General features: G+C 61.4%; 15 protein-coding genes. 6 read left to right on the plus strand and 9 right to left on the minus strand.

What is annotated here, in order from left to right:
* Position 1 precedes the first annotated feature (1 nt).
* Together CAG25_RS20175 and CAG25_RS20180 are read right to left on the minus strand one after the other, a co-directional pair.
* Positions 2-961 (minus strand): MoxR family ATPase, encoded by a 960-nt coding sequence (locus tag CAG25_RS20175; protein ID WP_011334589.1) that lies wholly within the window; start codon positions 959-961, stop codon positions 2-4.
* A gap of 295 nt (positions 962-1256) precedes the next feature.
* Positions 1257-1610: a hypothetical protein gene (locus tag CAG25_RS20180; RefSeq protein ID WP_085610526.1), complete on the minus strand. Its 354-nt coding sequence runs from the start codon at positions 1608-1610 to the stop codon at positions 1257-1259.
* Positions 1611-2126: 516 nt separating this feature from the next.
* On the opposite strand from CAG25_RS20180, the gene CAG25_RS20185 reads away from it, so the two are divergent.
* On the plus strand, positions 2127-7013 hold the full coding sequence (locus CAG25_RS20185) for an NAD-glutamate dehydrogenase (protein ID WP_064597204.1): 4887 nt from the start codon (positions 2127-2129) through the stop codon (positions 7011-7013).
* Positions 7014-7083: 70 nt separating this feature from the next.
* On the opposite strand, the gene CAG25_RS20190 is transcribed toward CAG25_RS20185, so the two are convergent.
* From CAG25_RS20190 to CAG25_RS20205, 4 genes are all read right to left on the minus strand, one after another.
* On the minus strand, positions 7084-7797 hold the full coding sequence (locus CAG25_RS20190) for an ATPase (protein ID WP_085610525.1): 714 nt from the start codon (positions 7795-7797) through the stop codon (positions 7084-7086).
* 241 nt (positions 7798-8038) lie between these two features.
* The gene (locus CAG25_RS20195) at positions 8039-8458 is read right to left on the minus strand and encodes a cupin domain-containing protein (RefSeq protein WP_085610524.1); all 420 of its coding nucleotides are present in this window, start codon (positions 8456-8458) and stop codon (positions 8039-8041) included.
* A 173-nt stretch (positions 8459-8631) separates the two neighbouring features.
* Complete coding sequence (locus CAG25_RS20200) at positions 8632-8925, minus strand: putative quinol monooxygenase (protein WP_039773274.1); 294 nt, start codon at positions 8923-8925, stop codon at positions 8632-8634.
* A 120-nt stretch (positions 8926-9045) separates the two neighbouring features.
* The gene (locus CAG25_RS20205; protein ID WP_085610523.1) at positions 9046-10482 is read right to left on the minus strand and encodes a PLP-dependent aminotransferase family protein; all 1437 of its coding nucleotides are present in this window, start codon (positions 10480-10482) and stop codon (positions 9046-9048) included.
* Between the two features lie 311 nt (positions 10483-10793).
* Here CAG25_RS20205 and CAG25_RS20210 point away from each other — a divergent pair, with 311 nt between their 5' ends.
* Positions 10794-11234 (plus strand): carboxymuconolactone decarboxylase family protein, encoded by a 441-nt coding sequence (locus CAG25_RS20210; RefSeq protein ID WP_085610522.1) that lies wholly within the window; start codon positions 10794-10796, stop codon positions 11232-11234.
* Here CAG25_RS20210 and CAG25_RS20215 read toward each other — a convergent pair whose 3' ends face one another.
* Positions 11235-11579, minus strand: coding sequence for a hypothetical protein (locus CAG25_RS20215; RefSeq protein WP_085610521.1), 345 nt, complete (start codon positions 11577-11579; stop codon positions 11235-11237).
* 150 nt (positions 11580-11729) lie between these two features.
* On the opposite strand from CAG25_RS20215, the gene CAG25_RS20220 reads away from it, so the two are divergent.
* Genes CAG25_RS20220 through CAG25_RS20230 form a run of 3 tightly spaced genes read left to right on the plus strand, consistent with a single transcriptional unit; the run spans position 11730 to position 13969 of the window.
* On the plus strand, positions 11730-12449 hold the full coding sequence (locus tag CAG25_RS20220) for a secretin and TonB N-terminal domain-containing protein (protein ID WP_085610520.1): 720 nt from the start codon (positions 11730-11732) through the stop codon (positions 12447-12449).
* Positions 12446-12997: an RNA polymerase sigma factor gene (locus tag CAG25_RS20225; protein WP_064597192.1), complete on the plus strand. Its 552-nt coding sequence runs from the start codon at positions 12446-12448 to the stop codon at positions 12995-12997. Before CAG25_RS20220 ends, CAG25_RS20225 begins: the two co-directional genes overlap by 4 nt.
* Positions 12998-13030: 33 nt before the next feature.
* Positions 13031-13969: a DUF4880 domain-containing protein gene (locus CAG25_RS20230; RefSeq protein ID WP_085610519.1), complete on the plus strand. Its 939-nt coding sequence runs from the start codon at positions 13031-13033 to the stop codon at positions 13967-13969.
* Between the two features lie 154 nt (positions 13970-14123).
* Here CAG25_RS20230 and CAG25_RS20235 read toward each other — a convergent pair whose 3' ends face one another.
* Together CAG25_RS20235 and gspH are read right to left on the minus strand one after the other, a co-directional pair.
* A complete protein-coding gene (locus CAG25_RS20235; protein ID WP_085610518.1) occupies positions 14124-14732 on the minus strand; it encodes a prepilin-type N-terminal cleavage/methylation domain-containing protein in 609 nt (202 codons plus the stop codon).
* Positions 14729-15181: a type II secretion system minor pseudopilin GspH gene (gspH, locus tag CAG25_RS20240; RefSeq protein ID WP_085610517.1), complete on the minus strand. Its 453-nt coding sequence runs from the start codon at positions 15179-15181 to the stop codon at positions 14729-14731. Before gspH ends, CAG25_RS20235 begins: the two co-directional genes overlap by 4 nt.
* A 132-nt stretch (positions 15182-15313) precedes the next feature.
* Between gspH and CAG25_RS20245 the strand changes: the two genes are divergently transcribed.
* The coding region (locus CAG25_RS20245) for a general secretion pathway protein GspC (protein WP_085690986.1) at positions 15314-15657 on the plus strand (344 nt) is incomplete at its 3' end.

The following is a 15657-nucleotide window of genomic DNA, read 5'->3' on the forward strand; positions in this document are numbered from 1 at the left end:
GTCAAGCGACGGCTACGACGTCGAGAATCCGTTGCACCACCCGATCCTGGTCGATGCCGGCGGCTTCGGCCTCGAACGACAGAATGATGCGGTGACGCAACACGTCGAACAGCACGGCCTGGATGTCTTCCGGGCTGACGAAGTCGCGACCGGCCAGCCAGGCGTGGGCGCGGGCGCAGCGGTCGAGGGCGATCGAGCCGCGCGGGCTGGCGCCGTAGGCGATCCACTCGGCCATTTCCGGGTCGAACTTGGCCGGGTTACGGGTCGCCATGACCAGCTGCACCAGGTATTCCTCCACGGCGTCCGCCATGTACAAGCCAAGGATTTCCTTGCGCGCGGCGAAGATCGCCTGCTGGCTGACCCGACGTTCAGGCTTGGTCTCGCCGTTGAGGGCTTCGCCCCTTGCCTGTTGCAGGATCCGGCGTTCGACAGCCGCGTCCGGGAAACCCATTTTCACGTGCATCAGGAAGCGGTCGAGCTGCGCTTCGGGCAGCGGGTAGGTGCCTTCCTGCTCGATCGGGTTCTGCGTGGCCATCACCAGAAACAGCGGCGACAGCTCGTAAGTACTGCGCCCGACACTGACCTGACGTTCGGCCATGGCTTCGAGCAAGGCTGATTGCACCTTGGCCGGGGCACGGTTGATTTCGTCGGCCAGCACCAGGTTGTGGAAGATCGGACCTTGCTGAAACACGAAACTGCCGGTTTCCGGGCGATAGATCTCGGTGCCGGTGATGTCGGCCGGCAGCAGGTCCGGGGTGAACTGAATGCGATGGAACTGGGCTTCGATGCCCTCGGCGAGCTCTTTGATCGCTTTGGTCTTGGCCAGACCCGGAGCGCCCTCGACCAGCATGTGGCCGTCGGCGAGCAGGGCGATGAGCAAGCGCTCGATGAGTTTTTCCTGGCCGAGAATCTGCGTTGAAAGAAAGGTTCGCAGCGCCAGCAGCGCTTCACGATGTTCCATCGATGACTGTTCCTGGAAAGGGTGGCCACAGGCGTTCGGATAACGCCGGGGCTGGGGGCGTTACTTTAATCCATCGCAGGGGGTGGCGACTAACGGCATTTTGCGCAAAGTGCGGGAAATGACCGGGGCAATTGTTGGAATTTTGTAGGGCGGGGGAGGTGCGGTGTTCTTTCGGGCCCTATCGCTGGCAAGTCGAATCGTCGCACCGCAGCTCCCACAGGGGAGCGCGTACTACAGACAGAACGCGGTCAATGTGGGAGCGGGCTTGCTCGCGAAAGGGCCGGCCCAGACACCATCAAATCTGGCTGATATAGGTGCCAGTACCATCAAGAATGTTCTTCAGGGTTTCCTCGACTTCAGCCAGATCGACCATGTCCGGGTTGAAAGTGATTTCCAGCACATCATCCCCATTCAGCGCATCGGCATCCGCCGCCGCGATTTCGATCTTCAGCAGGGTCTTGCTCAGGGTGACCTTGACGCCATCAAGGTTCGACGGCTCGCCATCCAGGGTGATCTCCAGCTCGTCCTCGTCCGGGTAACGGCTCATCAGGAACATGTCGCCCTTGTCGCTGTGGCAGCAGAGCATGGCCATGTTGTCTTCTTCGTCGTCGCACGGGTTGACGATCAAAAGGGCGGTGGTCATTTGCATGGGGAATTCCTGCCTCGGCGGGCGTGTTGGTCGCAATTGGGCGCGATTCTGCCAGTCCGCGGGAATTTCTGCATGTGAGAGTGTCAGAGGATGTGTCGTGAACGCGACACAGGTCAATGGTCATTCCTGGCACGCCTGTACCGTAAAAACGGGCATTCAGACCGGCGTTCCGCCCCATGAATGCCAGTGTTTACCGATGCGCAGGCCTTTGTTTACGTGCCAATGACCGAATATGTCGCAGCACCGCAAGCAGACACATTGTCGCACCCATTAAGCTGCGCAACGGATGAGCACCCGTAAAGGCATTGCCAGGGCCCCGCGAGCGGCGCCAGACAGTCGTTTTTGCAGATGCCCATTCATGGAAGGTGAATGTGACCTGAGTGTCTCGTCCAGCTTCACCCACCTGTCACCCTGTTTCCTCTGCCCGAGAATCAGGAACAGGGCGACGGAACGCCCCGAAAGGGGTTTTGCACGCGACGCTTTCCATCAATAACAAGCCCAAGCGGAGTACCACAGATGGCGTTCTTCACCGCAGCCAGCAAAGCCGACTTCCAGCACCAACTGCAAGCGGCACTGGCGCAGCACATCAGTGAACAGGCACTGCCACAAGTGGCGCTGTTCGCTGAACAATTCTTCGGCATCATTTCCCTGGACGAGCTGACCCAACGTCGCCTCTCCGACCTCGCTGGCTGTACTCTTTCTGCGTGGCGCCTGCTTGAGCGCTTCGATCACGCGCAACCGCAAGTGCGCGTCTACAACCCCGATTACGAACGTCACGGCTGGCAGTCGACGCACACCGCGGTCGAAGTGCTGCACCATGACTTGCCGTTCCTGGTGGACTCGGTGCGTACCGAGCTGAACCGTCGCGGCTACAGCATCCACACCCTGCAGACCACCGTGCTGAGCGTGCGTCGTGGCAGCAAGGGCGAGTTGCTGGAAATCCTGCCAAAAGGCACCACCGGCGAAGGCGTGCTGCACGAGTCGCTGATGTACCTGGAAATCGACCGCTGCGCCAACGCGGCCGAATTGAATGTGCTGTCCAAGGAACTGGAACAGGTCCTGGGTGAAGTCCGCGTCGCGGTCGCCGATTTCGAGCCGATGAAGGCCAAGGTGCAGGAAATCCTCACCAAGCTCGATAACAGCGCATTCGCCGTCGATGCCGACGAAAAGAACGAAATCAAGAGCTTCCTGGAATGGCTGGTGGGCAACCACTTCACCTTCCTTGGTTACGAAGAGTTCACCGTTGTCGATCAGGCCGATGGTGGCCATATCGAATACGACCAGAACTCCTTCCTCGGCTTGACCAAGATGCTGCGCACCGGTCTGACCAACGAAGACCGCCACATCGAAGACTATGCCGTGAACTACCTGCGCGAACCGACCCTGCTGTCGTTCGCCAAGGCCGCGCATCCGAGCCGCGTGCACCGTCCGGCCTACCCGGACTACGTGTCGATTCGCGAAATCGATGCCGACGGCAAAGTGATCAAGGAACACCGCTTCATGGGCCTGTACACCTCTTCGGTGTATGGCGAAAGCGTGCGTGTCATTCCGTTCATCCGCCGCAAGGTCGAGGAAATCGAGCGCCGTTCCGGCTTCCAGTCCAAGGCTCACCTGGGCAAGGAACTGGCACAGGTTCTGGAAGTGCTGCCGCGTGACGACCTGTTCCAGACTCCGGTCGACGAACTGTTCAGCACCGTGATGTCGATCGTGCAGATCCAGGAACGCAACAAGATCCGCGTGTTCCTGCGCAAAGACCCGTACGGCCGTTTCTGCTACTGCCTGGCCTACGTGCCGCGTGACATCTACTCCACCGAAGTTCGCCAGAAGATCCAGCAAGTGCTGATGGAGCGCCTGAAAGCCTCCGACTGCGAATTCTGGACGTTCTTCTCCGAGTCCGTGCTGGCCCGCGTGCAACTGATCCTGCGCGTCGACCCGAAAAACCGCATCGACATCGACCCGCTGCAACTGGAAAACGAAGTGATCCAGGCCTGCCGCAGCTGGCAGGACGACTACGCCGCCCTGACCGTCGAAACCTTCGGCGAAGCCAACGGCACCAACGTGCTGGCCGATTTCCCGAAAGGCTTCCCGGCCGGCTACCGCGAGCGCTTCGCTGCGCATTCGGCCGTGGTCGACATGCAGCACTTGCTCAATCTGAGCGAGAAGAAGCCGCTGGCCATGAGCTTCTACCAGCCGCTGGCCTCCGGCCCACGCGAGCTGCACTGCAAGCTGTATCACGCCGATACCCCGCTGGCCTTGTCCGACGTGCTGCCGATCCTGGAAAACCTCGGTCTGCGCGTGTTGGGTGAATTCCCGTACCGTCTGCGTCACACCAACGGCCGCGAGTTCTGGATCCACGACTTCGCGTTCACCGCCGCCGAAGGCCTGGACCTGGACATCCAGCAACTCAACGACACCCTGCAGGACGCGTTCGTCCACATCGTCCGTGGCGATGCCGAGAACGATGCGTTCAACCGTCTGGTGCTGACCGCCGGCCTGCCATGGCGCGACGTTGCGCTGCTGCGTGCCTACGCCCGTTATCTGAAGCAGATTCGTCTGGGCTTCGACCTCGGCTACATCGCCAGCACCCTGAACAACCACACCGACATCGCTCGCGAACTGACCCGGTTGTTCAAGACCCGTTTCTATCTGGCCCGCAAGCTCGGCAGCGACGATCTGGACGACAAGCAACAACGTCTGGAACAGGCGATCCTGACTGCGCTGGACGACGTTCAAGTCCTCAACGAAGACCGCATCCTGCGTCGTTACCTGGACCTGATCAAAGCGACCCTGCGCACCAACTTCTACCAAACCGACGCCAACGGCCAGAACAAGTCGTACTTCAGCTTCAAGTTCAACCCGCACTTGATCCCTGAGCTGCCGAAACCGGTTCCGAAGTTCGAAATCTTCGTTTACTCGCCACGCGTCGAAGGCGTGCACCTGCGCTTCGGCAACGTCGCTCGCGGTGGCCTGCGCTGGTCCGACCGTGAAGAAGACTTCCGTACCGAAGTCCTCGGTCTGGTAAAAGCCCAGCAAGTGAAGAACTCGGTCATCGTGCCGGTGGGTGCGAAGGGCGGCTTCCTGCCGCGTCGCCTGCCACTGGGCGGCAGCCGTGACGAGATTGCGGCCGAGGGCATCGCCTGCTACCGCATCTTCATCTCGGGCCTGTTGGACATCACCGACAACCTGAAGGACGGCAAACTGGTACCGCCGGCCAACGTCGTGCGGCATGACGACGATGACCCGTACCTGGTGGTCGCGGCGGACAAGGGCACTGCAACCTTCTCCGACATCGCCAACGGCATTGCCATCGATTACGGCTTCTGGCTGGGTGACGCGTTCGCGTCCGGTGGTTCGGCCGGTTACGACCACAAGAAAATGGGCATCACCGCCAAGGGCGCGTGGGTTGGCGTACAGCGCCACTTCCGCGAGCGCGGCATCAATGTCCAGGAAGACAGCATCACGGTGGTCGGCGTGGGCGACATGGCCGGTGACGTGTTCGGTAACGGCCTGTTGATGTCCGACAAGCTGCAACTGGTTGCCGCGTTCAACCACATGCACATCTTCATCGACCCGAACCCGGATCCGGCCACCAGCTTCGCCGAGCGTCAACGCATGTTCGACCTGCCGCGTTCGGCCTGGTCCGACTACGACACCAGCATCATGTCCGAAGGCGGCGGCATCTTCTCGCGCAGCGCGAAGAGCATCGCCATCTCGCCACAGATGAAAGAGCGCTTCGACATCCAGGCCGACAAGCTGACCCCGACCGAACTGCTGAATGCCTTGCTCAAGGCACCGGTGGATCTGCTGTGGAACGGCGGTATCGGTACTTACGTCAAAGCCAGCACCGAAAGCCACGCCGATGTCGGCGACAAGGCCAACGACGCACTGCGCGTGAACGGCAACGAACTGCGCTGCAAAGTGGTGGGCGAGGGCGGTAACCTCGGCATGACCCAACTGGGTCGTGTGGAATTCGGTCTCAATGGTGGCGGTTCCAACACCGACTTCATCGACAACGCCGGTGGCGTGGACTGCTCCGACCACGAAGTGAACATCAAGATCCTGCTGAACGAAGTGGTTCAGGCCGGCGACATGACCGACAAGCAACGCAACCAGTTGCTGGCGAGCATGACCGACGAAGTCGGTGGTCTGGTGCTGGGCAACAACTACAAGCAGACTCAGGCCCTGTCCCTGGCGGCCCGCCGTGCCTACGCGCGGATCGCCGAGTACAAGCGTCTGATGAGCGACCTGGAAGGCCGTGGCAAGCTGGATCGCGCCATCGAGTTCCTGCCGACCGAAGAGCAACTGGCCGAACGCGTTGCTGAAGGCCATGGTCTGACCCGTCCTGAGCTGTCGGTGCTGATCTCGTACAGCAAGATCGACCTCAAGGAGCAGCTGCTGGGCTCCCTGGTGCCGGACGACGACTACCTGACCCGCGATATGGAAACGGCGTTCCCGCCGACTCTGGTCAGCAAGTTCTCCGAAGCCATGCGTCGTCATCGCCTGAAGCGCGAGATCGTCAGCACCCAGATCGCCAACGATCTGGTCAACCACATGGGCATCACCTTCGTTCAGCGACTCAAAGAGTCCACCGGCATGACCCCGGCGAACGTGGCTGGCGCTTACGTGATCGTGCGCGACATCTTCCACCTCCCACACTGGTTCCGTCAGATCGAAGCCCTGGACTATCAGGTCTCCGCTGACGTGCAACTGGAGCTGATGGACGAGCTGATGCGTCTGGGCCGTCGCGCCACGCGCTGGTTCCTGCGTGCCCGCCGCAACGAGCAGAACGCTGCCCGTGACGTCGCGCATTTCGGTCCGCACCTCAAAGAGCTGGGCCTGAAGCTGGACGAACTGCTGAGCGGCGAAATCCGCGAAAACTGGCAGGCGCGCTATCAGGCATACGTCGCCGCCGGTGTACCGGAACTGCTGGCGCGTATGGTGGCGGGTACTACCCACCTCTACACGCTGCTGCCGATCATCGAAGCCGCCGACGTGACCGGTCAGGATCCAGCCGAAGTGGCCAAGGCGTACTTCGCCGTGGGCAGCGCGCTGGACATCACCTGGTACATCTCGCAGATCAGCGCCTTGCCGGTTGAAAACAACTGGCAGGCCCTGGCCCGCGAAGCGTTCCGCGACGACGTCGACTGGCAGCAACGCGCGATCACCATCGCTGTTCTGCAAGCGGGCGGCGGTAACCTGGACGTGGAAGAGCGTCTGGCGCTGTGGATGGCGCAACACGACGCGATGATCCAGCGCTGGCGCGCCATGCTGGTGGAAATCCGTGCCGCCAGCGGCACCGACTACGCCATGTACGCGGTGGCCAACCGTGAGCTGAACGACGTGGCGCTGAGCGGTCAGGCGGTCGTGCCTGCTGCGGCGACGGCGGAGCTTGAGCTTGCTTGAGTAGCCGTTGAATGAAAAAGCCCCTGCATTGTGAGATGCGGGGGCTTTTTTTTGCCTGATGGTTTTCTCGTTACTGCAAGTTATGTCCTTGTTTGTTATCAAGCATCGACACTTTATCTGCCGGCCTGGTCAGCAAATTACTGAGCGACTGGTCAAACTTTTGCAACGCCCGAACCTGAACTTCCTGTTGCTGATTAATATCCGCAACAATCTCCTCTGAACGCTTGAAGTCCGCCCAGACCGGCGTCAATTCTTTTGCCTCAGACCCCTTGGCCGTGCCGATATAGTTGAACTTCCCGTCATAAAAATCCGCGCTCACATCCGCCTTGATGTCCGAACTGCGCGAAGTTATCAACTGGCTGTGAGTATCGACGATCGCCACCACATCCGGGTTGGCCGCACGCAGGCTCTGCATGTCCGGGTACACCGTGACCGAGCCGAACTGGCGTTGCAGCGAGGCTTTGACCCAATCCACGGCCATGTCCGGTTTCGAGGTGGCGACGTAGGCGTCATGAATCGGCTGCACCAGCAGGCTCTGGCCGAAACCGGTGCCGGCGTTGGCCTGGTAGTTCCGTAAATAGTCGCGGTTGGCTTGGGTGCTTGGGCTGTAGATGACACCCAGCGAGACACCGGGACCGCTTTTGACCTGGGTGGCGCTGCTGCGTCCCACCGGTTGGGTGAACAGCGTATCGAGGGAGGAAACCGCCTTCGGAGCGGTTGGAACAGAACAGGCTGACAACGCTAAAACTGATATCGCCAAGGTACTGGCAAAGGCAAGTTTCATGGTGAGTCTCCCGTGAAGCAACTTCAGTCGGAAAGTCAGGCATGTCGGGGTTGATTAAATGGAACCGGCGACAGTTGCCTCAGACTACTCCCGCCCAACTGAAAACAACCTGACAATTTGCTGAATGACTGTCATGCAATAGTTTTATTGGCTGTAAGCGTTCTTGATTAATTGCCGCGAGAAATAAAAAAGGCGCCAATCAATGTTTTGCGCCTTTCATTTATGGCTGGTTAAACAGCCATCAGTTTTTCAATGGGATCAATACTTGCTCGTTGGGCGACAGCACCATGAACACCAGCAACCTGGCCGGCTTGCTCTTGCTGGCGTTTTTCGAGATCAAATGCTCGGAGCCGGCCGGCTCGTACCAGTATTGGCCCTTCTTGTAGGTGATCGGTTGCTCGCCCTTGACCTGTGACACGATCTCGCCTTCGAGCACGTACGCCATGGCGGTGCCGTCGTGTTTGTGGGCGATGGAGGACTGACCGGGTTTGTAGTCGACTTCGATCATCATGGCTTTTTTGCCGGGGACGTTTTTCAGCATCTGGTCCTGCAGGACCGAGATTTTCTCGGACGGGGAATCGGTACCGTGGGCCAGTGCCGAAGCGCTGATGGTGAGGGCCAGAGCGGCGAGCGGGGCGGCAAGCAAGTGCAGGACTTTCATGGTGATTACCTGATAAGTGGGGGAGTCGGTAATCACAGTAGTCCGCGTGCCGAGGTATTCAAACGGCCAATATTCGGGAAGTTCGGGTGACCAATCGCGCGAAAACAAGGCCGGCAAAACGAACGATGGCGACGGAGGGGGCTCCGTCGCCATCGATGTGGATCCTGTTGTTTTTATACGATCGGGAAACTGTTGAAATCCACGCTATTGGCCAGACGACTGTCGATCAAGTCAATAAACCCCTGAGCTTCCGGGCGATTGAAATGCGCCTGCATCGCCGCTTCCGACTGCCAGCGGGCGCTGACCGTCCAGCGGTGGCTGTCCTCGGGGCAGCGGTCGACCATGTAGGAATCGCAGCCCGGCGTCTGGCGCAGGGTTTCGACGATCTTCTGCAACTGCTTGCCCAGCTCCTCCGATCGGCCGGCGGCAGCCTGCACCTGTACGGTGTTGATCACTTCGTTGGACATTGCTCACACTCCTGAATCAGGCCGGACGAATCCTGCTCACTGAGGGATAACGCTTGTGCAGGATAGGCCTGCATCCCCGGATCACCAATAACCAATCGGCGGTTAATCGTTTAGGCCAATTTAACCAACGACCTGTTGCAGAATGTCGCGCAGGCGGTCCAGCGCGATGTCGATGTCCAGCGTCTCGATGGCGCCGAAACCGAAATACATGCCGCTTCTGGCTGGCTGCTGGTAATAGAAGCCATCGATGGCGTACAGCCCGACTTCGACCTTTTTCGCCAGTTCGATCACCAGCGGCAAGTCGATCGGCACCTTGCAGAACACCGCCATGTGAAACCCCGCGCTGGGCGGCACGGCCTCCAGCCACGGCGACAGGTCGGTGGCCATGCGCGCCAGAATCCGCTCGCGGCGCTGGGCATAAATGGTGTGGCAGCGGCGGATGTGCTTGAGCAGACAGCCTTCGGCGATGAACTTGGCCAGCGCCCATTGCGGCAGGGTGGAGGCGTGCAGATCGGTGAGCTGCTTGGCGCGGATCACCGCTTCGAGAATCGCCGGCGGCAGGATCGCGTAGCCGAGGCGCAGCTCGGGCAGCAGGGTTTTCGAGAAGGTGCCGACGTAAGCGACGATGCCGCGCTGATCAAGGTTGTGTAGCGAGTCGGTTGGCCGGCCTTCGTAGCGGAATTCGCTGTCATAGTCGTCCTCAATGATGATCGCGCCCAGCTCATGGGCCCGCTCGAGCAGGGCCTCGCGCCGCGCCTGGCTCATCGGCATGCCCAGCGGAAACTGGTGCGACGGCGTCACGTAGATCAGCCGTGTGCCCTCGGGAATCTGCTCGACCTGAATCCCTTCCGCATCCACCGGCACGCCGACCACCGCCGCCCCGTGAGTGCCGAACAGCAGCCGCGCCGGCGGGTAGCCGGGATCTTCCATCGCCACCAGACTGCCGGGGCGGATCAGCACTCGGGTGATCAGGTCCAGCGCCTGTTGCGCGCCGTTGCACACCACGATGTCCTCGTCCTGGCAGTTCACGCCACGGGAAAACGCGATGTGCCGGGCAATCGCATTGCGCAGCGCCGGCAGGCCTTCCGGCACGCTGTAGAAACCTTTGGCATTGGCCATCTGCCGAAGCGCATGAGCGACGCAGCGACGCCAGTCATCCTGGGGAAACTGGCCCTTGCTGGTGGCGCCGCCGATGAAGTCGTAGCGCAGCGAGCCCTCGAGCGTCGGGTGGCGCAGGAACACCGGCAGATTGCGCCAGCTCTCGATCACCTCGGAACTGGCCAGTTCGGAATAACTTTGCTTGCGCTGCACCGGCGTCGAGCGTGCGTTGACGTAAGTGCCTTTGCCGATCACCCCGGTGAGGAAGTTCTCATAGGTCAATTGCGCGTAGGTGTCGGAAATGGTCTTGCGCGAGATCCCCAGTTGCTCGGCGAGCAAACGGCTGGGCGGCAACTGGGTGCCGGCGGCCAGACGCCCGGATTCAATGGCGCCGCGCAGTTGCTGGTACAACTGACCGGCCAGATCCTTGCGGCCATTGATCACGACATGCAGTTCCATACCGACGGTGCGCTCCGGGCGATTGAGTGTGCCGGCCAGATTACTCCCGTTTGTTTACGGGGCAGTAGTTGCGTAGAGCAAAAATATCGAATTGGTCACTTACTCTTGTGGGAGCGGGCTTGCTCGCGAAGGCGTCGTGTCAGGCAACTAAAAATCGACTGGCACACCGCCTTCGCGAGCAAGCCCGCTCCCACAGGTATCGTGTTTGGCTCGGGGGAAATGGTCTGCCATTTTTTCGTGGAATTGGGGCTGTAACGTTGCCGAACCAGCGCCTACCGTGAAATCACTCTTCTGCTGCCCGAGGCCCGCCCATGTCCCCGCGTCTGGATTACTACAGTGCATCGCCCAAAGCCATGAAAGCGATGATTGGCCTGGAAGCGCTGACCAGCAACCTGAGCATCGAACCGCCGCTGCTGCACCTGATCAAGATCCGCGCCTCGCAACTCAACGGCTGCGCGTTCTGCACCGACATGCATTCGGTTGAGGCGCGACGGGCCGGGGAGACGGATCGACGCTTGTACGCCATCGCGGTCTGGCGCGACAGCGGCTTCTTCAACCTGCGCGAGCGGGCGGCGCTGGCCTGGACCGAGGCGGTGACGCTGCTGGCGGATAGCCGGGTGCCTGACGATGTTTACCAGCAGGCGCGGGAACAGTTCAACGAGACGGAACTGGTGGACCTGACCATGGCCGTCAGCACCATCAACAGCTGGAACCGGTTGGCGGTGAGTTTTCGCCAAATCCCCAGCGACTGATCACTTGCCCAGTAGCGGTGAAGCGCCGGTATTCACCGGCGGCCGCTGCGGTTTCACCGACGTGCCAAACGTATTGCCCATCCGCGTACTCGTGGCCGCCGGCGTCGCCAGCCCCACCTGATTCGGCGGGCGCTTGTTGACCGGTACATTCATCGCTTCCTGATTCTTCTGCGCAGCCGCCGCGCCGTCGGGGTTGTTGCCCATCTGCTGGCTCAGGCAATCGTAATTCGGCGCCTTGTAGCCGCCCACCGTCACCTCGACACAGCCCAGCGGCTCCTCCGCGTGCGCACCGCCCAACACCGTCAGCAACAACCCGCCGAAGACGACTTTCCAGACTGATTTCATGCCTGCCTCCTGGCCGACCCGAAGGGGCCGCTCTGGCTACAGAGTCTAGTGCAACGGGCGCGCCGATCCCGTGATGGTTTTTTTGCAGTGGCCGTCACACCAGATTCATAAACAGCCCTCAGGATGACGGTTTTCAGGGGTGCATCAGCCGTGCAGCGAGGCCGTGCCAGGGACGAATTTGCGCGCTCAGCGCTCGTGCGCCAGCTCTGTCTGGGGCTGCTGCTTGGCTTGTTTCTGAGCCGCGTCAGCGCCGACCCGATGCCGGCATCGATGCGCATGACGCTGCACATCCCGGCCCAGGAACTGGCCCGCGCCCTCGAACAGTTCAGCCGCGCCACCGGCATGGCGGTGCTGGTCGACAGCCAGTTGAGTCGCGGTCGCCGCTCGTTGGCAGTGGAAGGCGAATTCACTGCTGCCGAAGCATTGCGCCGGATGCTCGGCGGCAGCGGCTTGATGGCCAAGTACAGCCGCGACGACGCGTTCACCTTGCAAGTGGCGCAAGTCGAGGACGTGCCGATGCCGGCGGAGAAACCGACCCCGGCCAGCGCAGCGGTCAACCGTAGTTACGCCACAGCGGTTCAGGCCGCGATTGAACGCAATCTGTGCCGCTCGCCGCTGACCCGGCCCGGCAGTTTTCGCGCGGTGTTGCAGCTGTGGATCGGCCGCGACGGCGTGGTGCAGCACAACCGGTTGGTCACCTCGACCGGCGATGTTCGGCGCGATGCAGCGCTGGTAGACAGTTTTCACACGCTCAAAATCGACCGGCCCACACCCGGCGCATTGCGCCAGCCAGTCACGTTGCTGTTGTTACCCGAATCGTCAGGAAAGCGCATGGAATGCACACAATGGGAAGGAGTTTCCGGGGGATGAAAGACGCCGGACAAAGTTCGATGGTCCAGCTGTTCCTGACGTCCTACGAGGACTTTCGGGTGCGCCTGCGACGCCGTCTCGGCTCGGAGGACCTGGCCAACGACGTGCTGCACGAAACCTACCTGCGGGTCGACCGCATGGAAACGCCGCCTAACCTGCTGCGCCCCAACGCCTACCTCTATCGCATGGCCCTGAACATCGCCGCCGACCGCCGCCAGGCCGATGCGCGGCTGCTCACCGGCAGCGAAGTCGAAGAACTGCTGCAAGTCAGCGACGAAGCGCTGGACCCGATGCGCGTGGTCGGCGGCCAAAAGGAAATCCAGTCCCTGCTCAGCGCCCTCTACGAACTGCCGGCGCGGCGGCGCCGAATCTTCATCGCCGCACGGCTGGAAGAAGCGCCGCACCTGGAAATCTCCCAGCGTTTCGGCATCTCCACGCGCATGGTCGAGAAGGAAATCAAGGCTGCCCTCGGACACTGCGCGGCCAAACTGGAAAGAAAAGTGTTTCAGCGGTTCGGTCGCGGGGCCGGAAAACCGTCTAGTGAATGAAGCTCCCGATCAACCCGTCGAGTACCTGCGCGTTTGAACATCTTCCGTCTGACACCTGCCGAGCCCACGCCTGCCGAGCGTCTGCAAAGCGAAGCCCGCGACTGGCTGATCCTGCTGACCTCCGGCCGCGCCACGGTCGCCGACGCCCGAGCGCTGCGCCAGTGGTGCGCGCAAAGCCCGGAACACGCCCGCGCCTTTGAAGAGTGCAAGGCGTTGTGGCATCTGCTGCTACCGGCGGCGGAAGCGATGCAGGCGCCACGACGGTTTGGTCGCCGGGCCTTTCTTGGCGGCGCGATGGCTGCTTCGGCGGCGTTCCTGCTGGTGCGTGGCACGATTCCGGGCGGGTTCTCCGGGCTTGGCGCGGATTACATCACCGAAGTCGGCCAGCAACGCCGGGTCGAACCGGTCGATGGTTTGAGCCTGGAACTGAATACCCAGACCCGCATCAACCAACGCTCGGTGGATGAGGGCGTGCAAGGCTTTGAACTGGTCAGCGGCGAAGTCGAAGTGCAGACCGCACGGCTGCCGATGGCGATGCAGGCCGGTGGTGGATGGCTGCGGGCGAGCAGGGCGCGGTTCAACCTGCGTAACCTTGATCAGCAGGTGTGCGTGACTTGCCTCGATGGCGCGGTGGATGTGGAAGTTGAAGGCCGTAGCCTGCGACTGGAACCGGGCCAGCAACTGACCTATGACGCACAACAGGTCGGCACCGTGCAAAGCGTCGACACGGGGGCGGTGATGAACTGGCGTCAGCAGGTGCTGGTGTTCAACGGCGCGACGCTGAGCCAGATGATCGACGAGATCAACCGCTACCGCCCAGGCATGTTGCTTCTGCTCAATCGCGAACTCGGCCAGCGCCGCGTGCAGGCACGTTTCTCCCTCGATCAACTGGCCGGGGTAGGCGCGTTGATCCGCGACGCCTACGGCGTCAAATGCACCGAGTTGCCGGGCGGCGTAGTCGTCCTCAGCTAACTACACAACACCCACAAACACCCTAAAACCCTGTGGGAGCTGGCTTGCCAGCGATAGCGGTATGTCAGGCAATGAGATGTTGGATGTGAAGGCCCCATCGCTGGCAAGTCGAATCGTCGCACCGCAGCTCCCACAGGGATCTCAGTGAACCCAGTTATTGGAGCGGCCCCATCACCTGCCGATACTTCTCCACCCCCTGCGCCGTCTCCCGAGTCAACCACACCTCCAACCCCAACGGATCCTCCCGCCGATTCCCGCTCAACTGCCGCCACCCCTTGTCCATCTCCCAAACCCGCACCTGCAAATCACTCACCTCACTCAACACCGCCACCCCAGCAGTCGGCGCCGGCAACGGATACCGACTACGTGCCGGCGCCACCGCGCGATACAACGTGTCCCCCTTGAGCCACCAGCGCACCCGCTGCAAAGCCCCCGGCTGATCCGCCGCACTACGAATGATGTCCAGCCGAAACCCCTTGCTGTCACTGCTGCGCACCGTAAGCGCAGGCGGCGCCGTCGCCGGTTCATCCTCAGTGCCGACCTTCTTCGGCTCCGTCAGCTCGATCCCGGCGCGCATCTCCACATCCCGTTGCATCTGATTCAACGCCCGCAACATGCTGTCGCTCTGCTCACCACTGGCCTGCAAATGGCTGTCGGCGCGGGTGACACTGTCCAGCCCCTTCCAGGCAATCAGACTGACCACCGCCATCAACAGAATCGCGACCATCACCTCGATCAGCGTAAAACCTTGTTGTCTGTTCATTGCACGCTAATCCGGCCCGACGCATCGCGCAGCACACTCAACCGATTGAGCCCGTCAGACAGCGTCAACTGCAGCGGCGGATTGATCCATTCCGCGTTCAGCACCACCTTCTGCTTCGGCTCCACCCGCACTTCCAGCTTCGGACTCTGCCAGGGACGCGGCCGCAACTGCGGGTCCTGATCAAAATGATCAAAGCCCTTGCCACTGTCATTGCGCCGACTGAACCGAAACCCCTTGCCATCGCTCAACCACGCAATCGGCCGGCCATCGGCGCGGGCCTCCGCCTGAGCAATCTGCAGCAACTGCGCCACGCGCTCGGCGTCCTTGCGCAGCAACTGCAACGGATCGGGCTTGATACTCAGACTGATCGCCGCACTGGCGATACCGATGATCACCAGCACCACCATCAACTCGATCAGCGTAAAACCCTGCTGCCTGCACCGGTTCATCGAATGCGCACTCCCTTGCGTCCAGCCCGTCCCAAAAAACCATCCTGCACGGCCAACATGTAAGGCGTGTGAAATAAAACCGTGAGAATTGCCGCGTAGTCTGGTCACCGGGACTAAAAGGAGATTCAGCCCATGAGATTCACCGCACACTTTTCACCCCCCCAAATCATCCAGGCCGCCGCACTGCTGGCCGCCCTGGTCGGCATCGCCACCTGGTCATCCCTGCTCCTGACCACCGCCGAATCCCACACCCCGGCGGCCACCCCGCAACTGCTCGCGGCGCGTAGCGATAACCCGGCATTGCAGTGGTTTTCCAATCGCACGGCGCCGGTGGAGATCAAGGTCAGTGGGGTGATGGCGGGGAGTCGGGGGGCGGTGGCGATACTCAGCCTGAACGACGGACCGCCGAGGAGTTTTTTGCAGGGAGAGCGGGTGAGTCCTGGGGTGAAGTTGGTGGCGGTGGAGGGGGATGGGGT

This window comes from Pseudomonas sp. B16(2017) (genome assembly GCF_002113205.1).
In the GTDB taxonomy this organism is placed as follows: Bacteria; Pseudomonadota; Gammaproteobacteria; order Pseudomonadales; family Pseudomonadaceae; genus Aquipseudomonas; species Aquipseudomonas pharyngis.